Here is a 20,357-nt window from a genome sequence, read left to right as displayed (position 1 = left end):
CGCCGGGTGAGGCACAATCGCTGCGTGCTTCTCTCCGACCGTGACATCCGCGCCCAGATCGAGGGCGGGCGGGTCCACCTCGACCCGTACGACCCGGCGATGATCCAGCCCGCCAGCATCGACGTCCGGCTCGACCGGTGGTTCCGGCTCTTCGACAACCACCGCTACCCGGTCATCGACCCGGCGCAGGACCAGTCCGAGCTGACGCGCCTCGTCGAGGTCGCGCCGGAGGAGCCCTTCGTCCTCCACCCCGGCGAGTTCGCGCTCGGCGCGACCTACGAGCTCGTCACCCTGCCCGACGACGTCGCCGCCCGCCTCGAGGGCAAGTCCTCCCTCGGGCGCCTGGGCCTGCTCACGCACTCGACCGCCGGCTTCATCGACCCCGGGTTCACGGGGCACGTCACCCTGGAGCTGTCGAACACGGCGACGCTGCCCATCACGCTGTGGCCCGGGATGAAGATCGGGCAGCTGTGCTTCTTCCGGCTCTCCAGCCCCGCGGAGCACCCTTACGGGTCCGGCGCGCAGGGCTCCCGCTACCAGGGGCAGCGCGGGCCCACCGCCTCCCGCTCGCACCTCAACTTCAGCCGCATCCCCCTGGCCTGATGAGCGACGAGCTGCCCGCCCTCGACCGCGCGCTCGCCGAGCCGCGGCACCTGCTCGTCCTGTCCGCCGAGGTGGCCCCGGAGGAGGTCGAGGCGCTCGCCGTCTCGCACTTCGACGACGCCGGCTGGCTGGGCCCCGCGACGCTGCGTGTGACGGGCGACGTCCAGCTGACCGGCCCGTGGCGGCTCGACGACCGCGTCCGGGCGGCCCTGGACCTGCCGGCGTGGGGGGCGACGGCGATGCTGCTGCGCTGCCCGGTCCAGCGCGGGGCGCCGGTCCCGCCCGAGCTGCGCGGCCTCGGTGGCCTGCTCGACGCTTTCCCCGACGGTGAGCCGGTCGGCCTCGAGCGCCGCGTGCTCGACCACCTTCTTGCCCAGGCCCGCCGGCTGGCCGGTGCGCTCCGCGTCTCCGGGACGGGGACGGTCCTCGTGCCCGACCCCGCCTCCGCCGTCGACCTCACGATCCACACGACCGTGTGGCTGCAGCCCGAGGCCTGCGCCCGGGTGCTCGCCACCATCCTGCCGGGGGTCACGGCCCCCGACGTCCCCGACGTGCCGGCTCCGTCCGTCGACCGCCTCCGGGCCGACGTCAGCCCTCACCGCGCCCGCGCGGTGGCGGCCCTCGACGAGGGCGAGCGGGCGTGGCTGCACGCCGAGGCCGATGCCCTGGACGCCGCGGTGCTGGCCCAGCCGCAGGTGGTCGACGGCTACGCGCACCACGCGCCCGTTCCCGGCGGGGTGCTCGAGGTGCGCGTGGGCGGTGACGAGCACACCCCGCTCGTCCTGCGCGGCCTGCCGTGGGCGCGCGGCGGTGTCATCAGCTACGAGGTGCGCTGGCGCCCGGACGAGCCGGCCCTCGCGCTGGGCCCCCGGCCGCCGCTCGCGCTGCGGCGGCAGCGCGAGGAGGTGCGGGCCCTCGTCGAGCGGGTCGCCGCGGCCCTGCACGCCGTCGTCGGCGGTGAGGTCGTCGACGACGACGCCTTCCTCGTCGCCCTGCCCCAGACGTGACGACGCGGCGGCCCCCGGTGGGGGCCGCCGCGTGCGCGGGGTGTCAGCGGGAGTCGCGGACGTTCTCGGCGGAGTCCTGCGCCTGGGACTTGACGTCCTGGGCCGCGCCGGTGCCCTCCTCGCGGACGTGCTGGACGCCCTCCGTGGCGGTCTCCTTGAGGTCCTGGACGGCCTGCTGAGCGGGCTCACGGAGGTGCTCGGCGGTGTCCTGGGCAGCCGACTTCACCTCCTCGGTCGCCTTGGCGACGGCGTCGCTCTCGCGGGCCTCGCCCACGAGCTCGCGCTCCTTGCGGCTGGAGGGGATGAGCCCAGCCGCGAGGAGGCCGGCGCCGAAGGCGATGAGCCCGGCGGCGATCGGGTTGCCCTCGGCCTTGTCCTTGACGCGGTGCGGGGCGTCGTGAGCCATGTCGCCAGCGCGGCCGGCCTGGCCGCGGACCGAGCCGGCGGCGTCGGACGCGGCACCGAAGACCTTGTCCTTCGCGTCGGTGGCGGTCCCGAACACCTTGTCCTTGGCGTCGGTGACGGCGCCGCGGACCTTCTCGCCCTGACGGTGGGCGATGTTGCTCGGGCTCACCTTCTCGCCGAGCGCGTCGACGTTCTGGCTGAGGTCGGCGCGGGTGCGCTCGATGTCACTGCGGATCGCATCGGGATCGTTGGTCGCCATCAGTGGTCCTGTCCTTTCACTGCGTCCGGGATCTTCTTCACGGTCTCTTGCGTGCGGGGCAGGCCCTCGGCCTGCTTGATCTCCTTGCGGCCGGTCACCGCGAGGACGGCGGCGACGACTGCCCAGATCACCGCGACGATGAGAGCGGACCAGCCGAGAGCCGGCTGGGCGTCCCCGTCGCCGATCATCGCCCCCAGCGCCCACCACAGGGCGAGAGAGAGGAAGAGCAGGGTGAAGTACCCGGCGAGCCCGGCGCCGCCGAACATCCCGGCGCCCTTGCCCGCCTTGCTCACGGTCTGGGAGATCTCCGCCTTGGCGAGCTCCATCTCCTGGCGCACCAGCGTGGAGAAGTCCTCGCTGATGTTGCCGATGAGCTCACCGAGGCTCGCGTCCTCGGGCGGCGGGCTCGTGCCCGGGGCTCCCGCGGGGGGAGCGTACGGGCTCGCGCCCGGAGCTCCTGCCGGGGGGACGTACGGGCCGGTGCCCGGAGCCCCTGCGGGGGGAGTGTGGCCGGGGGGCGTGCTCATCGCAGCCCGCCCGGCTGGTCGCCCTCGATGCGCGTGCCGGTGTCCGTGCCGTAGGTCTGCATCGGCGGCGGGGGCGTGGCGGTGCCACTCAGCGGGGACGTGCCGGTCGAGTAGCCCACGGGGGTCGTGGTCGTCCCGGTCGTGCCGAGCCGGCCGGTGCCGTCGCTGCCCGCGCCGGTGGACGTGTCGCCGCCGTCGTCGCCCATGTCCTTGACGCTGCGCGCGATGCGGCCGGCGGCGAGGCCGAGCCCCGCGGCGATGAGCATGAAGGTGCCCGGGTGGCGGCGGGCGTAGCGGCCCACCTCCTCGAGCAGCTCGGCGGGCTCGCGGTCCTCCAGCCAGCGACCGGCGTCGTCGGCAGCCTGCGAGGCCCAGCGGGCCACGTTGGTAGCGACTCCCGGCTCCTCGGAGCCGTCGGCCATCTGGTTCATCTCCGAGGAGAAGGACCGCAGGCCGCTCGCCAGTCGCTGCTGCTGGGTGCCGGCCTGGGCGGAGACCTCCGAAGCGCCCTGGCGGTAGAGGTGCTGCGCCTGGCGCTTGGCCTCACCGACGGCCTGCTTGGCCTCGTCCTTAGCGGTGCCGGCGACGTTCGCCGCCTGCTCCTTGGCGCTGCCGGCCACCTTGGAGGCCTCCTCCTTCGCGGCCTCCTTGGCGCCACCGCCCTCGTCGTCCTGGACGAGGTGGGCGGGGCCGGTGCTGACCGGTGCCGGCGCGCCGGGCGGGGGCGGGGTGACGGGTGCGGGCGGGGCGACCGGCGGAGGCGGTCCGACGGGTGGCCGTCCCGGAGCCCCGGATTCCTGCCCAAGTGCCTGTGGGTTTCCCGCGGGGCGGGTGAAGTCCTCGGTCATGTGGTTCAGTCCCTTCGGTGCTGATCCGGCCTCGTGGTCGTCGAGGCGCTTGACCAGGGTCGTACCAATCGCGTCAGCGCGCCTCTTGAAACGCCCGACGACGTCGCCCCGTCCGTTGAATGACAGCCGCGACATTCCGCGCGCGGGACGAGACGGCACGGCTTGTGCGGAACCGATTCGCAACCGCGTCGGTGTGAGGCGCGGCTCGTCCGCGTCGCGGCGTGGGGGCAGCGTCTGGTTGGTACAGTGCACCTGTCCCCGTCGCTGCGCGAGCCGCCTGTGAGCGGGGCTCGTCCTGCGTGGTACGGCCGGCGTGGACCCCGATCTTGACCGACGACAACTGACGGAGCCGCCGGTGCTGCAGCTGCTGATCCTCCACCTCGTGGTGGCTGTGGTCGCGCCTGCGTGCATGCGGCTGTGGGGGCGCCGCTTCTTCCTCGTCCTCGCCCTCGTCCCCGCGTCCGCGGCGGTCTGGGCGGCGGCTCACAGCTCCGCCGTGCTGCGGGGGGACCACCCCGTCGTCGACGTCTCGTGGGTGCCCGCGCTCGACCTCCACCTCACCTTCCGGCTCGACACCCTCGCCTGGCTCATGGTGCTGCTCGTCGGAGGGATCGGTGCCCTCGTCCTCGTGTACTGCGCCGCCTACTTCTCGGCCACCGCGCAGGGGCTGGGGCGGTTCGCGGGCGTGTTCGTCGCCTTCGCCGGTTCGATGCTCGGCCTGGTGACGACGGACAACACGCTGCTCCTGTACGTGTTCTGGGAGCTCACCACCATCACCTCCTTTCTGCTCATCGGGCACTACCACGACCGGCAGAGCTCGCGACGCGCCGCCGTCCAGGCGCTGGTCCTCACGACCTTCGGCGGGCTGGCGATGCTCGCCGGCTTCGTCGCCCTGGGCGAGGTCGAGGGCGGCAGCTACTCGCTGAGCGCGCTCGTCGCGTCCCCGCCCGGCGGCACGATCGTCGAGGTGGCGGTGGCGCTCGTCCTGCTCGGTGCGGTGACGAAGTCCGCCCTGCTCCCGTTCCACTTCTGGCTGCCGTCCGCCATGGCTGCGCCCACGCCCGTCAGCGCCTACCTCCACGCCGCCGCGATGGTCAAGGCCGGTGTCTACCTCGTGGCGCGGCTGGCCCCGGGCTTCGCCGACGTGCCGCTGTGGCGCTGGACCGTGCTGCTCCTCGGCGGTGGCACGCTCCTGCTCGGGGGTTACCGCTCGCTGCGGCAGCACGACCTCAAGCTCCTGCTCGCCTTCGGCACCGTCAGCCAGCTCGGCTTCATCGTCCTGCTCACCGGCTTCGGCACCCGCGCCGCCGCGCTCGCCGGCCTCGCGCTGCTCGCTGCGCACGCGCTGTTCAAGGCCTGCCTCTTCCTCGTCGTCGGGACCATCGACTGGGCCGTGGGCACCCGCGACCTCCGCGAGCTGACCGGCCTGGCTCGTCGGATGCCGCTGACGGCCGCCTCCGCGGCCCTCGCGACGGCGTCGATGGTCGGGCTGCCCGTCACGCTCGGCTACGTCGCCAAGGAGGCGGCGCTCGAGTCGATGCTCCACACCGAGGACGGCTTCGGGACCGCCGCGCTCGTCCTCGTCGTCCTCGGCTCGATCCTCACCTTCGCCTACGGGATGCGCTTCATGTGGGGCGCCTTCGCGACCAAGCCCGGCGTCGAGCTGGGATCGGCGCAGCGCACCTCCCGGCTCATCGTCACCCCGGCCGTGGTCCTCGCCGTCGCCGGTGTCGTCGTCGGGTCCCTGCCCGCGGGGGTCGAGCGGGTGCTCGCGCCGCACGCCGACACCTATCCCGGCGAGCCCGGCCACCTCACCCTGTGGGGCGGCTTCGGGCCCGCGCTCTACCTCACCGTGCTCGTCGTCGCCGTCGGCGTCGTGCTGTTCCTGTGGCGGGCGCCCGTCGAGCGGCTCCAGGGCGCGCTGTGGGAGTTCGACGGCGCAGCGGGCGCCTACCGCCGCATCATCCGCGGCACCGAGCGCTTCGCGGCAGATGTCACCGCCGTCACCCAGCGCGGTTCGCTGCCGGCCTACCTGTCGACCATCCTCACGGTGACCGTCGCCCTCGCCGGGGGAGCGGCCATCGCCTACGCCACCCTGCCGGGCGAGGTCCGGCCGTGGGACAGCGGTGTGCAGGCCGCCGTCGCCGCGGTCGTGGCCCTGGCCGCCCTCCTCGCGGCGCGCGCCCGGCGCCGGCTCAAGGCCGTGCTCCTCCTCGGCGTCTCCGGGTACGGGATCGCGCTGCTCTACGAGATCCACGGCGCCCCGGACCTCGCGCTCACCCAGGTGCTCGTCGAGACGATCACGCTCGTCGTGTTCATCCTCGTCCTGCGCCGGCTTCCCGCCTACTTCTCCAACCGGCCGCTCGCCGCCTCCCGGTGGTGGCGTGCCGCGCTCGGTGCGCTCGTCGGTGTCACCGCGGCCGGGCTCACCATGGTCGCCGCCGGCTCGCGGATCCACGTGCCCGTCTCGGTCGACTTCGCCGAGGAGGCCTACGAGTACGGGTACGGGCGCAACGTCGTCAACGTCACGCTCGTCGACATGCGGGCCTGGGACACGATGGGTGAGATCTCGGTGCTGCTGGCGGCCGCCACGGGTGTGGCCTCGCTCATCTTCCTGCGGGCACGAGCGAGCAAGATCGACCGGGCGACCACGCTCAGCGACCCGCAGCAGGCCAGGGTCTGGGAGAGCCCGGTGCCCGACCGGAACGTCAGCCTCTACCGCCGGCTCACCGCGCGCGGTGACCAGGCGGAGGCGGAGGGCCGGGGGCGTCAGTGGCTCAGCGCCATCCCCACCCTCGCCCCCCAGCGGCGCTCGGTCATCTTCGAGGTCGGCACGCGCCTCGTCTTCCACACGATGGTGGTGTTCTCCCTCTTCCTGCTCTTCGCCGGGCACAACCAGCCCGGTGGCGGTTTCGCCGGCGGGCTCATCGCCGGCATCGCCCTCACGGTGCGCTACCTCGCCGGTGGCCGCTACGAGCTCGGCGAGGCGCTGCCGGTGCAGGCCGGCTGGATCCTCGGCACCGGTCTCTTCCTCTCCGCCGGGGCCGGCGCGATCCCGCTCTTCCTCGGCGGTGACGTGCTCCAGTCGGCCCTCGTCGAGGCCGACCTCGGGCCGATGGGCGAGCTCAAGCTCGTGACGACGATCTTCTTCGACATCGGCGTGTACCTCGTCGTCGTCGGTCTCGTCCTCGACATCCTGCGCACCCTCGGTGCCGAGGTGGACCGCCAGGGCGAGCGCGAGGGTGACGTCGCTCCCGACGTGCCCTTCGACTCCCCGGAGGTCACCAGCGACGACGCCGCCCCCGAGGCCGCGCCCGCCGGCTGGGCCGCGGGCCCCCGATCGACGGACGGAGGCCCCCGATGATCGACACGTCCCCCAGCCTCGCCCTCGTGCTCCTCGTCGGGGTGCTCGTCGGCGCCGGCGTCTACCTCCTCCTCGAGCGCAGCCTCACGCGGATCATCATCGGCATCTCGATGATCTCCAACGGGGTCAACGTCATGTTCCTCGTCGCCAGCGGCCGGGCCGGCGGCCCCCCGCTCGTCGGCACGACCGCCCCGGAGAACATGAGCGACCCCCTTCCGCAGGCCCTCGTGCTCACCGCCATCGTCATCACCCTCGGTCTCACCGCCTTCCTCCTGTCGGTCGCCTACCGCGCCTGGCAGCTCAACGGCCACGACGAGGTGCAGGACGACCTCGAGGACCGCCGGATCGTCCGCCTGGCGGAGAGCAACGAGGTCCCCGCCCGCAGCACGGACGACGCCGGCACCTCGCTGGCCGAGGACGCCGCCCTGTCCCGGGACGAGACCCTCGTGCTGCCCCACCACGACGGCCGCAGGCGCCGCCGTCCGGGCATCGGCCTGGACGACGAGGAGCTGCGATGAGCTTTCTCCTGCCGCTGCCCGTCCTCATCCCCCTCGTCGCAGCGGGTCTGGCGCTCGCGCTCGCCCGGTTCCCGCACGTCCAGCGCATCGTCACGCTCACCGCGCTCACCGCCGTGCTCGGCGTCGCCATCGCGCTGCTCGTCCTCGTCAACGACGGCCCGATGGCCGTCGACATCGGCGGGTGGGCGGCTCCCGTGGGCATCGCCCTCGTGGCGGACCGGCTCTCGGCGCTCCTCCTCGTCGTGTCGGTCGCCGTCACGCTCGGCGTGCTCCTGTACTCCCTGGCGCAGGGCAACGCCGACGGCGACGAGGGCGCACCGGTGGCGATCTACCACCCGACCTACCTCATCCTCTCCGCCGGTGTCTCCAACGCCTTCCTCACCGGGGACCTGTTCAACCTCTACGTCGGCTTCGAGATCCTCCTCGTCTCGAGCTTCGTCCTCATCACCCTCGGCGGGTCGCGGGAGCGGGTGCGAGCCGGCACGGTCTACATCGTCGTCTCGATCCTCTCCTCGATCCTCTTCCTCGCCGCGATCGCGCTGGTCTACGCGGCCACGGGCACCGTCAACCTCGCCCAGCTGTCCCAGCGCCTCGGGGAGATCGACCCGGGCACCCAGCTCGTCCTCCAGCTCATGCTGCTCGTCGCCTTCGGGATCAAGGCCGCCATCTTCCCGTTGCACGCGTGGCTGCCCGACTCCTACCCCACCGCGCCCGCGCCCGTCACCGCGGTCTTCGCCGGCCTGCTCACCAAGGTCGGCGTGTACGCCATCATCCGCACGCAGACCCTGCTCTTCCCGGACGGCCGGGCCGACGACGTCCTCATGGTCCTCGCGCTCCTCACCATGGTCATCGGGATCCTCGGTGCCGTCGCCCAGCAGGACATCAAACGGCTCCTGTCCTTCACCCTCGTCAGCCACATCGGCTACATGGTGTGGGGTGTGGCGACGTCGACGGAGGCGGGGCTGTCCGCGGCGATCTTCTACGTCGTCCACCACATCACCGTCCAGACGGCGCTGTTCCTCGTCGCGGGCCTCATCGAGCGCCGGGGCGGCACCACGTCACTCGCAAGGCTCGGCTCGCTGGCGCGGGTGGCGCCGCTGCTCGCCGTCCTCTACTTCGTCCCGGCGATGAACCTCGCGGGTATCCCGCCGATGTCCGGCTTCCTCGGCAAGGTCGGCCTCATCGAGGCCGGGGCCGAGCGGGGCGGCGCACTGGACTGGACGCTCATCGCCGCCGCGCTCGCCACGAGCCTGCTCACGCTCTACGCCGTGAGCAAGGCGTGGAACCAGGCCTTCTGGCAGGAGGCCCCCGAGCCGCTGCCCGACACGACCACCCCGCGCTCGATGGTCGGCCCCACGGCGGCCCTCGTCGCCATGTCCCTGGCCTTCACCGTCGTCGCGGGACCGCTCTTCGACTACACCGACCGGGCGGCCCGGGACCTGCGGGCCCAGACCCCGTACGTCACCACGGTGCTCCCCGACGGCCTGAGGGGCTCGGGCCAGTCCTCGGACCTCACCGAGGAGGCCGAGCGCCACGGCGAGTCCGGCCAGATCAGCGACGAGCAGGAGACCCGGGAGGAGGTGCCGTGAGCCCGCACCTGGCCGAGCACCAGCCGACCGAGCACCGTCCGCGCCACCGCTTCCGGCCCCGCGCCAACTGGGGCGTCCTGCTGTGGCTCACCGTCGTGTGGGTCGCCCTGTGGGGCGACCTCACCCTCGCCAACGTCGTCATCGGCGCCTTCCTCGCCGTCCTCGTCACCGCCGTGCTCCCGCTGCCGACCACGCCCTTCGACGGCCGCTTCCGTCCCTGGGGTGTCGTCCTGCTCCTCGCCCACTTCCTCTGGGACGTCGTCAAGGCGTCGGTCGAGGTCGCGGCCCTGGCGGTGCGGCGCACGCCGCCCAGGGGCGCGGTCATCCGGGTGCGGCTGCGCAGCCACAACGACGTCTACCTCACGATGGTCGCCGGCATGACGTCCCTGGTCCCCGGGTCGGTCGTCATCGAGGCGCACCGCATCACCGGGACGCTCTACCACCACATCCTCGACGTCGAGATGCACGGGGGCCTCGAGCGGGCCCACCAGTCGGTCCTCGACCAGGAGGAGCGCATCCTGCGCGCCTTCGGCAGCCGCGAGGAGCTCATCGAGGCCGGCCTGACGCCGGGCAGCTCCGCACGCGCCGGCAAGCAGCGCAGCACCTCCGGGGACCGGGTCGAGGCCGACATGGACGCCCGGCGGGAGGAGGAGTCATGACCGTCGTCTACGTCATCTGCTTCGCCATCCTCCTGGTGGCCGCCCTCATGGCGCTGTCCCGGGTCGAGCGCGGGCCGAGCATGTTCGACCGCATCCTCGGGGTGGACGTCACCACCGCCGTCCTCATCGGCACGGTGGCGCTCATCGCCGCGGCGACCAAGCGCGGGGACCTCGTGCCCGTGCTCATCGTGCTCGCCCTCGTCGGCTTCATCGGCGCGGTCTCCATCGCCCGGTTCGCCGCCGCGGAGTCGGCCGAGGAGAAGCGCATCCTCACCAAGGACGAGCTCGAGGACATCCTCGCGCAGCGTGAGGCGCAGGGTGAGGACTCCCCGACCGAGGACGAGGAGAGCGGGGCGATCATCGTCTCCGTCGAGTCCGACGACGACGAGGAACACCGCAGGAGGGACCGATGACCACCGACACCGTCCTCGACGTCGTCGCCGGCACCCTGTTCATCGGCGGGGCGCTCCTCGCCCTCGTCGCCGGCCTCGGCATCGTCCGCTTCCCCGACCTGCTCTCCCGCATGCACGCCGCGACCAAGCCGCAGGTGCTCGGGCTCATGCTCCTCATGACCGGCCTGGGGATCGAGCTGCGCAGCGTGACCGCGGGGATCACCCTGTTCCTCGTCGTCGCCTTCCAGCTCGTCACGGGTCCGATCTCGGCGCACATGCTGAGCCGTGCCGGCTACCGCACCGGCAAGGTCGACCACTCGCTCCTCGTCGTCGACGAGCTCACCGAGGACCTCGAGCGGGCGGAGAAGCTCGACGAGCTCGACCGGCTCGAGCTCGAGCGGGAGCGGGACGCGGCCCTCGCGGACGAGGGCCGCGACGCGCGCGGCATCACGGACGACTGACGTCCCGCGGCCGCTAGGTCCCGGTCACCGGGTTCGGGGACTTCTTCTCCACCGGCCCGCCGTACCACTTCGCCGCCCCCGTCTGGGCGAGCTGCCGGCTCAGGCCGATGACCGCGCCGCTGACCGCGGCGAAGACGACGACCTCGGTGAGGCTGACCGCGGGGTCGTTGTCGTCACCGGGCGGCTCGTGGCCGGTGACGGCCTTCCAGCCGAGGTCGAGGAGCTTGTTGGCGAGCAGACCGGCGAGGACCGCCGATCCGGTGCTGACGATCTTCCACCCGATGTCCATGTCACTCCGTCCTTGAGGGCTGGGGACAAACCTAACGAAGGCCGTGGTGCCGTGCACACCTGGCCGGGAGGTAGCATCGGAGGTGAACGACAGGGGAGCACCGGACGGTGCTGAGAGTGCGGCGAGGCCGCAGACCCTCGAACCTGCTCCGGCTAGCACCGGCGAAGGAAGTCGGGATTCTCTCCCCGGGACGTGGACGCCCACGCCCGGACCCCTCCTTGCACCTGAGGAGGACGCATGACCACCCACCGCACCCGCACCGTTGCCGCCGGCCTCGTCGCCACGCTCGCGCTGGCGGCGTGCAGCGCCACCGGCTCGGGCGGGGGAGGGGACGAGGGCGCGGACGTGCTCCGCGTCGTCACCCACGACTCCTTCGGCCTCAGCGAGGGGCTGCTGGCCGACTTCGAGGAGCGCACCGGCTACACCGTCGAGCACATCAGCCCGGGCGACGGCGGCGCACTCGTCAACCAGCTCGTCCTCACCCGCGACAACCCGCTGGGCGACGTCGTCTACGGCATCGACAACTCCTTCGCGGCGCGCGCCGTCGAGGAGGGGGTCCTGCAGGCCTACCGCTCCCCGGACGCCACGACCGTCATGGACGACGCCCTCACGGCCGTCGACTTCGGTGACGTGTGCGTCAACGTCGACCACGAGTGGTTCCGCGAGCAGGGCGTCCCCGAGCCGCAGACGCTCGAGGACCTCACCGACCCGGCCTACGCCGACCTGCTCGTGGTGACCAACCCCGCGACGTCCTCGCCCGGTCTGGCCTTCCTCCTCGCCACCGTCGGTGCCTTCGGCGAGGACGGCTGGGAGCAGTACTGGCGAGACCTCACCGCCAACGGCGTGCGGGTCGTCGAGGGCTGGTCCGACGCCTACTACGTCGACTTCTCCGGCTCCGAGGGCGCCGGACCCCGGCCGCTCGTGCTGTCCTACTCCTCCTCGCCCGCCGCCGAGGTGCCCGAGGGCGGTTCCGCGCCGCGGACCGGGGCGCTGCTCGAGACGTGCTTCCGGCAGACCGAGTACGCCGGCGTCCTGGCAGGGGCGGAGAACGTCGAGGGCGCCCAGGAGTTCGTCGACTTCCTCCTCTCCCCGGAGGTGCAGGCCGACATCCCGGGCAGCATGTACATGTACCCCGTCCTCGACGGCGTCGCCCTGCCCCAGGAGTGGGCCGACCACGCCCCGGTGAGCCCGGCCCCGCACGAGGTGGAGCCGCAGGCCATCACGGACAACCGGGACCGCTGGATCGAGACGTGGACCGAGATCGTCGTCGGCTGACCCGCCGCAGCCCGGCCGGTGCGCTCGCCTGGGTGCTCGCGGCCGGGCTGCCGCTCGCGTTCCTCTCCGTCTTCTTCCTGTGGCCGGTCGCGACGATGGTCGCCCGCGGCTTCCTGCCCGACGGCGTCCTCGACCTCGGCGGGATCTCCGAGGTCCTCTCCCGGCGGCGGACCTGGCGGGTCATCGGGATCACGGTGGGCCAGTCGCTCACCGCGACCGTCCTCGCGCTGCTCCTCGGGCTGCCGGGTGCCTATGTCCTCTACCGCTGCCGCTTCCGCGGCCGCCGGCTCGTGCGCGGCTTCGTCACCGTGCCCTTCGTGCTGCCGACCGTCGTCGTCGGGGTGGCGTTCCGCTCGCTGCTCGTGGAGACCGGGCCGCTCGGCTTCCTCGGCATCGACGGCACCTTCGCGGCCGTCGTCGCGGCGCTGGTGTTCTTCAACTACGCGCTCGTCGTGCGGACGGTCGGGGCGCTGTGGGAGCGGCTCGACCCGCGTGCCGAGGAGGCGGCGCGCAGCCTCGGCGCCTCCCCGTGGCGCGCGTTCCGCACGGTGACCCTGCCGGCGCTCGCCCCCGCCGTCGTCTCCGCGGGCGCCGTCGTCTTCCTCTTCTGCGCGACGTCCTTCGGCGTCGTCCTCACGATGGGCGGGCTGCGCTACGGGACGATCGAGACCGAGGTGTGGATCCAGACCACCCAGTTCCTCGACCTGCGGGCGGCCGCGGTGCTGTCCGTGCTCCAGCTCGTCGTCGTCGGCGCCGCCCTGCTGCTCGCCTCCCGCGCCCGCCGGCACTACGACCGCTCCCTCCACCTGCGCGCCGACCGCTCCGCGACCCGCCCGCTGCGGCTGCGCCAGGCCGGCCGGCCGGGACCGGACGCCCCCGCGGCGGCCGTCACCGCCGCCGTCGTCCTCGGGCTGCTGGTCCTGCCGCTCGCCCACCTCCTCGTGGGGTCGCTGCGCACCCCGGAGGGGTGGGGGCTGGGCAACTTCCGCCGGCTGGCGACGACGGGCGGTGCCAACGCCCTCACGGTCACGGTGTGGGAGGCGGCCCTCAACTCCCTGCGGGCCGCCGTGGACGCGACCGTCATCGCCGTCGTCGTCGGCACGCTCGTCGCGATCGTCGTCTCCCGCCGCCCGCGCTCCCCGCAGGGCAGGCGGGCGCTGGGCGTGCTCGACGCCGTCTTCATGCTGCCGCTCGGGGTCTCCGCCGTGACGGTAGGCTTCGGCTTCCTCATCACCCTCGACTCCCCACCGCTGGACCTGCGCGGCACAGCGCTCATCGTGCCGGTCGCGCAGGCGGTCGTCGCGGTCCCGCTCGTCGTGCGCACCGTGCTGCCGGTGCTCCGGGCGATCGACCCGCGGCTGCGGGAGGCCGCGGCCGTCCTCGGCGCGTCCCCGGGACGCGTGCTCGCCACCGTCGACGGCCCTTTCCTCGTCCGCGGCCTCGGCCTGGCGGTGGGCTTCGCCTTCGCGGTCTCCCTCGGGGAGTTCGGTGCCACCGCCTTCCTCTCCCGCCCCGAGAGCCCCACGCTGCCGGTCGTCATCTTCCGGCTCATCGGCCGTCCCGGCGCGGAGAACTACGGGATGGCGCTCGCGGCGTCGGTCGTCCTCGCGACCCTCACCGCCGGCGTCATGATGCTGGCCGAACGCCTCCGAGGAGACAGGATGGGCACGTGGTGAACGGACTGGAGGTCCGCGAGGCGGTCCTCACCTACCCCGGCGGCCCGACGGCCGTGGACGGCGTCAGCATCGAGGTGCCGTCCGGTGAGGTGCTCGCCCTGCTCGGGCCGTCCGGCTGCGGGAAGTCCTCGTTGCTGCGCGCGGTGGCGGGGCTCGAGCCGCTGACGTCCGGGCGGGTGCGCTGGGACGGGGACGACCTCGCGGGCGTGCCCGTGCACCGGCGGGGCTTCGGGCTCATGTTCCAGGACGGCCAGCTCTTCCCGCACCGCGACGTCGCCGGGAACGTCGCCTACGGCATCGCCGGGCTGCCGCGCAGCGAGCGCGAGGCACGGGTGACCGAGCTGCTGCGGCTCGTCGGCCTCGGCGGCTACGGCGCCCGGCCGGTGACGACCCTCTCGGGCGGTGAGCAGCAGCGGGTGGCCCTGGCGCGCGCGCTCGCGCCGCGCCCCCGGCTGCTCCTCCTCGACGAGCCGCTCTCCTCCCTGGACCGCTCGCTGCGCGAGCACCTCGCCGGGGAGCTGCGCGACATCATCCACGCGACCGGCACGACCGCCGTCTACGTCACCCACGACCACGACGAGGCCTTCACCGTCGCCTCCCGCATCGCCGTCATGTCCCGCGGCCGCGTCCTGCAGGCGGACACGCCCGAGCGGCTGTGGCGCGTGCCCGTCAGCGAGGAGGTCGCCCGGTTCCTCGGCTACGGGCCGGTGGTCGACGCCGTCGTCGTCGACGGGCAGGTGCACGGCCCGCTCGGGTCCGTCGCCGGCCGGACGGGCGGCGCGGACGGCGAGGTGCGCCTCGCCCTGGGGCCGCGGGCGCTCGTCCCCGACGACGACGGCGCACCCCTCCCCGTGCGCGGGTGGCGGGTGCGCCGCGGGGAGCGCGAGCTCGACGTCACGCTGCCGGACGGCCAGGGCGCCGTCGTCCGGGTACCGGCCGACGGCGCTGTGCCGCACACCGCCCGGGTGCGCGTCGCCGCCGACCACGTCGCGGTGGTGCCGCGGTGACCGAGCCCCTGCTGCTGCTCCTGCTCGTCGCGGTGGTCGCCGTGCCGGCGCTGCTGCTGGCACGCTCGCGGCGGCGGCTGGGCGGTGCCGTGCGGCGCACGGAGCGCCTGGAGATCTGGGCCTCCCCGCGGGGCTGGCGGGTGCTCGGGGCCGCCCCTGAGGTGCTCGGCCGGTGGCGGTGCCCGCCCTTCACCGCACCCGAGCGGGAGGTGGACGACGCCGTCGCCGGGCCGTACCGCGGCCGGGAGGCGACGTCCTTCCGGCTCGAGACCGCGCCGCCGCGCGAGGTCACCCACGTCCTCACCGTCGAGCTGCGCGTCGACGCGCCGGTGGCGCAGATGATGACCGACGGCGTCCCGGTCGACGAGCTGGGTGCCGCCGGCGGCGCGTGGCTCAGCGAGCGGGCGCCGACCGGTCTGTCGCTGCGGGTGGAGCGCGGCGCCCTCGTCGGCTGGCTCCCCGGTGAGCCGCTCCTCACCGAGCTCGACCGCTACCTCGACGTCCTGGTGGACGTCGCCGAGACCCTCGAGCGCCTCCGCTGACCGACGCCCCCACCCCCGACACGGCGGTGGGGGGCGCGGGACGGGCCGAATCCTGCAAGGCTGGGGCGGACCTCCACCGAAGGGAGAAGTGGTGCTCGGCCTACCCGACAGCGTGCGTGCGCTCCTGTTCGACCTCGACGGCGTCCTCACCCGGACCGCCGCCCTCCACGCGAGAGCGTGGACGGACACCTTCGACGAGTTCCTCCGGGACCACGCCAGCCGCACGGGCGAGCCGTTCGTCCCCTTCGACCCGGTGGCCGAGTACGCCGCCTACGTCGACGGGAAGCGGAGGGTCGACGGCGTGCGTGACTTCCTCGGCAGCCGTGACATCACCCTGCCCACCGGCACACCCACGGACAGCCCCGAGCGGGAGACCCTCAACGGCATCGGCAACCGCAAGAACGAGCGCGTCCTGCGGCTCATCACGACCGAGGGCGTCGAGGTCTTCCCCGGCTCGGTGCGGTACCTCGACGCCGCGCGCGCGGCGGGCCTGCCCTGCGCCGTCGTCTCCTCCAGCGCCAACGCCGCCCTCGTCCTCGACGTCACCGGGCTCGAGGAGCGCATCGACGTCCTCGTCGACGGCTCGCTCGCCCACGCCCTCGACCTGCCCGGCAAGCCGGCCCCGGACACCTTCCTCGAGGCGACGCGCCGCCTCGGCCTCACGCCGCCGGAGGCCGCGGTCGTCGAGGACGCGCTCGCGGGTGTCGCGGCGGGCCGGGCGGGCGGCTTCGGCTACGTCGTCGGCGTCGACCGCCTCGGCCAGGCCGACGCGCTGCGCGCGCAGGGTGCCGACGTCGTCGTCGCGGACCTCGAGGAGCTGCTGTGACGGGCCCTACCCTGCCGGTCGAGCCCTGGTGCCTGCGCGAACGCGGCCTGGACCTCGGGACGCTCGGGCGGATGGAGTCGCTGTTCGCGCTGTCCAACGGACACCTCGGGATGCGCGGGAACCTCGACGAGGGCGAGCCGGTGGACCAGCAGGGCACCTACCTGTCGGGCTTCTTCGAGCACCACTCGCTGCCCTACGCCGAGGGCGGCTACGGGTACCCCGAGTCCGGGCAGACGATCGTCAACGTCACCAACGGCAAGCTGGTCCGCCTCCTCGTCGACGACGAGCCCTTCGACATGCGCTACGGCGAGGTCGTCTCCCACGAGCGGGTCCTCGACCTGCGCGCCGGCACGCTGCGCCGGGAGACGGAGTGGGTGTCCCCGGCCGGGCGGCGGGTCATCGTGCGCTCCACCCGGCTCGTCTCCTTCACCCACCGGGCCGTCGCCGCCGTCGAGTACGAGGTCGAGCCCGTCGACGGGCCGGCACGTGTCATCGTCCAGTCCGAGCTCGTCGCCAACGAGGGACCCCAGGACGTCGACGACGACGGCGACCCGCGGGTGGCCGCCGCGCTCCAGGACCCGCTCGCCGCCGTCGCCCAGGACGTCGAGCAGGACGGGGCGATCCTCCTCCACCGGACCCGCACGAGCGGGCTGCTCGTGGCGGCGGGGATGGACCACGACATCGAGTGCCCGCACCAGTACGAGGTCGAGCACGAGGCGCGCGAGGACTGGGCGCGCACGACCGTCGTCACCGTCCTCGAGCCGGGGGAGCGGCTGCGGGTGGTCAAGAACATCGCCTACGGCTGGTCGGGCACCCGCAGCGTGCACGCCGTGCGCGACCAGGTGGCCGCCGCGCTCACGAGCGCGCGGTACGCCGGCTGGGACTCCCTCGTCCGTGACCAGCGCGCCTACCTCGACGACTTCTGGGGCTCGGCCGACGTCGAGGTCGACGGCGACCCGATCCTCCAGCAGGCGGTGCGCTTCTGCCTCTTCCAGGTGCTCCAGGCGGGAGCGCGTGCCGAGGGGCGCGCCATCGGCGCCAAGGCGCTCACCGGGACGGGCTACAACGGCCACACCTTCTGGGACATCGAGGGCTTCGTCCTGCCCGTCCTCGTCATGACGGCACCGGACGCCGCCGCGCACGCGCTGCGGTGGCGCGCCTCGACGCTGCCGCTCGCCCAGGCGCGTGCCGCCACGCTCGGGCTCGCCGGCGCCGCCTTCCCGTGGCGCACCATCCAGGGGGAGGAGACCTCGGCGTACTGGCCGGCCGGCACCGCGGCCTTCCATCTCAACGCCGTCATCGCGCGCGCCTTCGAGTACTACCGCCTCACGACGGGGGACGAGAGCCTGGACCGCGAGTGCGGGGCCGAGGTGCTCGTCGAGACCGCCCGCCTGTGGATGTCCCTGGGCCACCACGACCGGTCCGGTGCCTGGCACGTCCAGGGCGTCACCGGGCCCGACGAGTACACCGCCGTCATCGACGACAACGTCTTCACCAACCTCATGGCCGCGCGGAACCTGCGCTCCGCGGACGCGGCCTGCGAGCGCCACCCCGACGTCGCCACCGCGCTCGGGGTCGACGACGACGAGCGCGAGTCGTGGCGGGCGGCGGCCGAGGGCGTCCACATCCCCTACGACGCCGAGCTCGGCGTCCACCCGCAGTGCGAGGGCTTCACCAGGTACGGGGAGTGGGACTTCCACAACGGCGAGACCCCCTACCCGCTCATGCTCCACGCCCCGTACTTCCAGCTGTACCGCAAGCAGGTGGTCAAGCAGGCCGACCTCGTCCTCGCCATGCACTGGTGCGGGGAGGAGTTCACCGCCAAGGACAAGGCGTGGAACCTCGACTACTACGAGCGCCGCACGGTGCGGGACTCCTCGCTGTCGGCCTGCACGCAGGCCGTCATGTGCGCGGAGGTCGGGCACCTCGACCTCGCCCACGCCTACCTCCACGAGGCGGCCCTCGTCGACCTGCGCGACCTCCAGGGCAACACCGACCAGGGCGTGCACATCGCCTCCTCCGCGGGGACGTGGACGGCGCTCGTCGACGGCTTCGGCGGCATGCGGGAGCGCGGGGACCAGCTGTGCGTCGCACCCGCGCTGCCGGCGTCGGTGACGCGCCTGGCCTTCCGCGTGCTGTGGCACGGCATGGCGGTCAAGGTGGAGGCCGACCACGAGCAGGTGACGTGCACGCTGCCCAGCGGGAACGGGGAGGGGATGACGATGCGGGTCTACGACGAGGAGATCCTCGTCCGCGCCGGTAAGCCGGTCACCCGCCCGGTCCAGCGGCGCGAGCCGCTGCTGGCCGCGCCGCCGCAGCCGGTGGGGCGCACCCCGCGGCCGGCCGGCCGCGAGCCGCTGTCGGTCGCGCGGAGCGCGTCGTGAGCGCCCCCGGCGAGGCGGAGGCGGTCGCCGCGATGGAGGCCGCGGGGCTGGCGCACACCCTCACCCGGCACGGGCGCGTCGGCAGCCTCGCCGAGGCGGCGGCGGCACGCGGTGTCGACCCGTCGGCTCTCATCAAGACGATCGTCGTGCGGCGCGCCGAGGAGGACTACCTCTTCGTGCTCGTCCCCGGGGACCGGGCCATCTCCTGGCCCAAGCTGCGGGCGCTGCTCGGAGTCAGCCGCCTGTCCCTGCCCGACGCCGCCACCGCGCGCGAGGTGACGGGCTACGAGCGTGGCACGATCACGCCCTTCGGGGCGCTGCGCGGCTGGCCGGTGGTCGCCGACGAGCGCGTCCGGGGCACCGTCTCGATCGGGGCGGGCGCCCACGGCGTGGCAGCGACGGTCGACGGCGCTGCGCTCGTCACGGCGCTCGGCGCCGAGGTCGCCGACGTCACCGACCCCGCCTGACCCTCCCGCCGGCCCGAACTCGGCCCGCCGCCCTGCCACCGGTGGGATGCTGGAAGCCCGCCGACGGGAGCCGAGATGACGCTCGAGGTGTTGGACCAGCGCGCCTGCCGCCAGCTGCTCGACCAGGTGTCCGTGGCCTGGCTCGCCCACTGCGCCGGCGGCCCCGTCCACCTGGTCCCGGTGAACTTCGTCGTCCACGGCGACGAGGTCGTCGTACGCAGCGACTACGGACGCTCGCTCACCGCCGTCGTCGAGGGTCGGCTCATCACCCTCGCCGCCGGGCACTTCGACGAGGAGACCCGGACCGGTTGGTCGGTGACCGTCACCGGGCGGGCACACCTCCTGGGTGACGAGCTCGTCAACCCCGGCGCACCGGCGGCGGACGTCTGGGCGGACCTGGCGTCCACCGTACCCGTCGCCGTGCCGATGACCGAGGTCACCGGCCGGCGCGTGCGGCGCTGAGGGCGGCTACTGGAGCAGGGTGCGGTCGTCCAGCCCGGCGCCGGCCTGGGAGAAGGCCTGGAGCAGGTCCTGGACCGAGGCACGCTCCTTGCGCTCGCCGGCGATGTCGACGACCACCCGGCCCTCGTGCATCATGATGAGCCGCGTGCCCACCCGCAGCGCCTGGTCCATGTTGTGGGTGACCATGAGCGTGGTGAGGTGGTGGCGCTCGACGGCCTCGGCGGTGAGGCGCGTGATGAGGTCGGCACGCTGGGGGTCCAGGGCCGCGGTGTGCTCGTCGAGCAGGAGGATCTTCGGCTCGCTGAAGGTCGCCATGAGCAGCGACAGCGCCTGTCGCTGACCACCGGACAGCAGGCCGACCTTCATCTTGAGCCGGTTCTCCAGGCCCAGCTCGAGGGAGGTGAGCTCGGTGCGGAAGAAGTCCCGCTTGGCCCGGGTGACCCCGAGCCGCAGGCCGCGCCTCTTGCCGCGGGCGTAGGCGATCGCGAGGTTCTCCTCGATCGTCATGTCCGGGGCCGTGCCGGCGAGCGGGTCCTGGAAGACCCGGCCCACGTGCGCGGCGCGGCGGTGGTCGGGCAGGCGCGTGACGTCGTCGCCGGCGACGGTGATGGTGCCCGAGTCGGGGCTGATCCGGCCGGCGACGGTGTTGAGGAGGGTCGACTTGCCCGCGCCGTTGGAGCCGATGACGGTGGCGAACTCGCCGGGCGCCAGACGCAGGGAGATGCCGGCGAGGGCGACCCGCTCGTTGGGGGTGCCGGGGAAGAAGGTCTTGGTGACCGAGTCGATCGCGAGCATGG

General features: G+C 73.6%; 21 protein-coding genes and 1 riboswitch. Of the genes, 16 read left to right on the top strand and 5 right to left on the bottom strand.

Annotated elements, in window-relative coordinates; translation table 11 throughout:
- Window positions 1-24 precede the first annotated feature (24 nt).
- Window positions 25-603, top strand: a complete 579-nt coding sequence (dcd, locus tag GD632_RS03340) for a dCTP deaminase (RefSeq protein WP_152188707.1) — start codon at window positions 25-27, stop codon at window positions 601-603.
- Window positions 603-1,610 (top strand): hypothetical protein, encoded by a 1,008-nt coding sequence (locus tag GD632_RS03335; RefSeq protein ID WP_152188705.1) that lies wholly within the window; start codon window positions 603-605, stop codon window positions 1,608-1,610. Before dcd ends, GD632_RS03335 begins: the two co-directional genes overlap by 1 nt.
- Window positions 1,611-1,653: 43 nt before the next feature.
- On the opposite strand, the gene GD632_RS03330 is transcribed toward GD632_RS03335, so the two are convergent.
- From GD632_RS03330 to GD632_RS15880, 3 genes are read right to left on the bottom strand one after another with little or no spacing between them, the layout of a single operon-like run.
- Complete coding sequence (locus GD632_RS03330) at window positions 1,654-2,274, bottom strand: DUF3618 domain-containing protein (protein ID WP_152188702.1); 621 nt, start codon at window positions 2,272-2,274, stop codon at window positions 1,654-1,656.
- Complete coding sequence (locus tag GD632_RS03325; protein WP_152188699.1) at window positions 2,274-2,801, bottom strand: phage holin family protein; 528 nt, start codon at window positions 2,799-2,801, stop codon at window positions 2,274-2,276. The genes GD632_RS03330 and GD632_RS03325 overlap by 1 nt, the downstream gene beginning before the upstream one ends.
- Window positions 2,798-3,649 carry a hypothetical protein gene (locus tag GD632_RS15880; RefSeq protein WP_193311319.1) on the bottom strand — a complete coding sequence of 284 codons (852 nt, stop codon included), beginning with the start codon at window positions 3,647-3,649 and terminating at the stop codon, window positions 2,798-2,800. The genes GD632_RS03325 and GD632_RS15880 overlap by 4 nt, the downstream gene beginning before the upstream one ends.
- A gap of 355 nt (window positions 3,650-4,004) precedes the next feature.
- Between GD632_RS15880 and GD632_RS03315 the strand changes: the two genes are divergently transcribed.
- From GD632_RS03315 to mnhG, 6 genes are read left to right on the top strand one after another with little or no spacing between them, the layout of a single operon-like run.
- Window positions 4,005-7,013 (top strand): Na+/H+ antiporter subunit A, encoded by a 3,009-nt coding sequence (locus GD632_RS03315; RefSeq protein WP_152188697.1) that lies wholly within the window; start codon window positions 4,005-4,007, stop codon window positions 7,011-7,013.
- Window positions 7,010-7,531, top strand: a complete 522-nt coding sequence (locus tag GD632_RS03310) for a Na(+)/H(+) antiporter subunit C (RefSeq protein WP_152188694.1) — start codon at window positions 7,010-7,012, stop codon at window positions 7,529-7,531. Before GD632_RS03315 ends, GD632_RS03310 begins: the two co-directional genes overlap by 4 nt.
- Window positions 7,528-9,120, top strand: coding sequence for a Na+/H+ antiporter subunit D (locus GD632_RS03305; RefSeq protein WP_152188692.1), 1,593 nt, complete (start codon window positions 7,528-7,530; stop codon window positions 9,118-9,120). The genes GD632_RS03310 and GD632_RS03305 overlap by 4 nt, the downstream gene beginning before the upstream one ends.
- Window positions 9,117-9,779, top strand: coding sequence for a Na+/H+ antiporter subunit E (locus GD632_RS03300; RefSeq protein WP_226924498.1), 663 nt, complete (start codon window positions 9,117-9,119; stop codon window positions 9,777-9,779). The genes GD632_RS03305 and GD632_RS03300 overlap by 4 nt, the downstream gene beginning before the upstream one ends.
- Window positions 9,776-10,192, top strand: coding sequence for a monovalent cation/H+ antiporter complex subunit F (locus tag GD632_RS03295; RefSeq protein WP_152188690.1), 417 nt, complete (start codon window positions 9,776-9,778; stop codon window positions 10,190-10,192). The genes GD632_RS03300 and GD632_RS03295 overlap by 4 nt, the downstream gene beginning before the upstream one ends.
- Window positions 10,189-10,632, top strand: coding sequence for a monovalent cation/H(+) antiporter subunit G (mnhG, locus tag GD632_RS03290; protein ID WP_152188687.1), 444 nt, complete (start codon window positions 10,189-10,191; stop codon window positions 10,630-10,632). The genes GD632_RS03295 and mnhG overlap by 4 nt, the downstream gene beginning before the upstream one ends.
- 13 nt (window positions 10,633-10,645) lie before the next feature.
- Here mnhG and GD632_RS03285 read toward each other — a convergent pair whose 3' ends face one another.
- Complete coding sequence (locus GD632_RS03285) at window positions 10,646-10,921, bottom strand: DUF4235 domain-containing protein (protein ID WP_152188685.1); 276 nt, start codon at window positions 10,919-10,921, stop codon at window positions 10,646-10,648.
- Window positions 10,922-11,002: 81 nt separating this feature from the next.
- Window positions 11,003-11,108: riboswitch (TPP riboswitch) on the top strand.
- Window positions 11,109-11,158: 50 nt separating this feature from the next.
- On the opposite strand from GD632_RS03285, the gene GD632_RS03280 reads away from it, so the two are divergent.
- From GD632_RS03280 to GD632_RS03245, 8 genes are all read left to right on the top strand, one after another.
- Window positions 11,159-12,196, top strand: coding sequence for a thiamine ABC transporter substrate-binding protein (locus GD632_RS03280; protein WP_152188683.1), 1,038 nt, complete (start codon window positions 11,159-11,161; stop codon window positions 12,194-12,196).
- Window positions 12,172-13,872, top strand: coding sequence for an ABC transporter permease (locus GD632_RS03275; protein WP_226924496.1), 1,701 nt, complete (start codon window positions 12,172-12,174; stop codon window positions 13,870-13,872). The genes GD632_RS03280 and GD632_RS03275 overlap by 25 nt, the downstream gene beginning before the upstream one ends.
- Entirely contained in the window at window positions 13,866-14,879 is a 1,014-nt protein-coding gene (locus tag GD632_RS03270; protein ID WP_152188681.1) for an ABC transporter ATP-binding protein, read from the top strand. The genes GD632_RS03275 and GD632_RS03270 overlap by 7 nt, the downstream gene beginning before the upstream one ends.
- Window positions 14,876-15,421 (top strand): hypothetical protein, encoded by a 546-nt coding sequence (locus tag GD632_RS03265; protein WP_152188679.1) that lies wholly within the window; start codon window positions 14,876-14,878, stop codon window positions 15,419-15,421. The genes GD632_RS03270 and GD632_RS03265 overlap by 4 nt, the downstream gene beginning before the upstream one ends.
- Window positions 15,422-15,512: 91 nt before the next feature.
- Window positions 15,513-16,247, top strand: coding sequence for a beta-phosphoglucomutase family hydrolase (locus tag GD632_RS03260; protein WP_152188676.1), 735 nt, complete (start codon window positions 15,513-15,515; stop codon window positions 16,245-16,247).
- Window positions 16,244-18,631, top strand: coding sequence for a glycoside hydrolase family 65 protein (locus GD632_RS03255; protein WP_226924488.1), 2,388 nt, complete (start codon window positions 16,244-16,246; stop codon window positions 18,629-18,631). Before GD632_RS03260 ends, GD632_RS03255 begins: the two co-directional genes overlap by 4 nt.
- A 32-nt stretch (window positions 18,632-18,663) precedes the next feature.
- On the top strand, window positions 18,664-19,098 hold the full coding sequence (locus GD632_RS03250) for an aminoacyl-tRNA deacylase (protein ID WP_152189289.1): 435 nt from the start codon (window positions 18,664-18,666) through the stop codon (window positions 19,096-19,098).
- Between the two features lie 75 nt (window positions 19,099-19,173).
- Entirely contained in the window at window positions 19,174-19,560 is a 387-nt protein-coding gene (locus GD632_RS03245) for a pyridoxamine 5'-phosphate oxidase family protein (RefSeq protein ID WP_152188674.1), read from the top strand.
- 6 nt (window positions 19,561-19,566) lie between these two features.
- Here the strand turns inward: GD632_RS03245 and GD632_RS03240 are convergent, their stop codons facing one another.
- Window positions 19,567-20,355 carry an ABC transporter ATP-binding protein gene (locus tag GD632_RS03240; RefSeq protein WP_152188671.1) on the bottom strand — a complete coding sequence of 263 codons (789 nt, stop codon included), beginning with the start codon at window positions 20,353-20,355 and terminating at the stop codon, window positions 19,567-19,569.
- Window positions 20,356-20,357: the final 2 nt, after the last annotated feature.

The organism is Georgenia satyanarayanai (genome assembly GCF_009193135.1).
Taxonomy (GTDB): Bacteria; Actinomycetota; Actinomycetes; order Actinomycetales; family Actinomycetaceae; genus Oceanitalea; species Oceanitalea satyanarayanai.
This window is presented reverse-complemented; position numbering and strand designations above follow the sequence as displayed.

Excerpts from the sequence above, each read along its gene's own strand:
- GD632_RS03335 (WP_152188705.1), top strand. The coding sequence starts at position 603 with ATGAGCGACGAGCTGCCCGCCCTCGACCGCGCGCTCGCCGAGCCGCGG.
- GD632_RS03245 (WP_152188674.1), top strand. The coding sequence starts at position 19,174 with ATGACGCTCGAGGTGTTGGACCAGCGCGCCTGCCGCCAGCTGCTCGAC.
- GD632_RS03330 (WP_152188702.1), bottom strand. The coding sequence starts at position 2,274 with ATGGCGACCAACGATCCCGATGCGATCCGCAGTGACATCGAGCGCACC.
- GD632_RS03325 (WP_152188699.1), bottom strand. The coding sequence starts at position 2,801 with ATGAGCACGCCCCCCGGCCACACTCCCCCCGCAGGGGCTCCGGGCACC.
- GD632_RS03280 (WP_152188683.1), top strand. The coding sequence starts at position 11,159 with ATGACCACCCACCGCACCCGCACCGTTGCCGCCGGCCTCGTCGCCACG.
- GD632_RS03310 (WP_152188694.1), top strand. The coding sequence starts at position 7,010 with ATGATCGACACGTCCCCCAGCCTCGCCCTCGTGCTCCTCGTCGGGGTG.
- GD632_RS03250 (WP_152189289.1), top strand. The coding sequence starts at position 18,664 with ATGGAGGCCGCGGGGCTGGCGCACACCCTCACCCGGCACGGGCGCGTC.
- mnhG (WP_152188687.1), top strand. The coding sequence starts at position 10,189 with ATGACCACCGACACCGTCCTCGACGTCGTCGCCGGCACCCTGTTCATC.
- GD632_RS03295 (WP_152188690.1), top strand. The coding sequence starts at position 9,776 with ATGACCGTCGTCTACGTCATCTGCTTCGCCATCCTCCTGGTGGCCGCC.
- GD632_RS03240 (WP_152188671.1), bottom strand. The coding sequence starts at position 20,355 with ATGCTCGCGATCGACTCGGTCACCAAGACCTTCTTCCCCGGCACCCCC.
- GD632_RS15880 (WP_193311319.1), bottom strand. The coding sequence starts at position 3,649 with ATGACCGAGGACTTCACCCGCCCCGCGGGAAACCCACAGGCACTTGGG.
- GD632_RS03285 (WP_152188685.1), bottom strand. The coding sequence starts at position 10,921 with ATGGACATCGGGTGGAAGATCGTCAGCACCGGATCGGCGGTCCTCGCC.
- GD632_RS03305 (WP_152188692.1), top strand. The coding sequence starts at position 7,528 with ATGAGCTTTCTCCTGCCGCTGCCCGTCCTCATCCCCCTCGTCGCAGCG.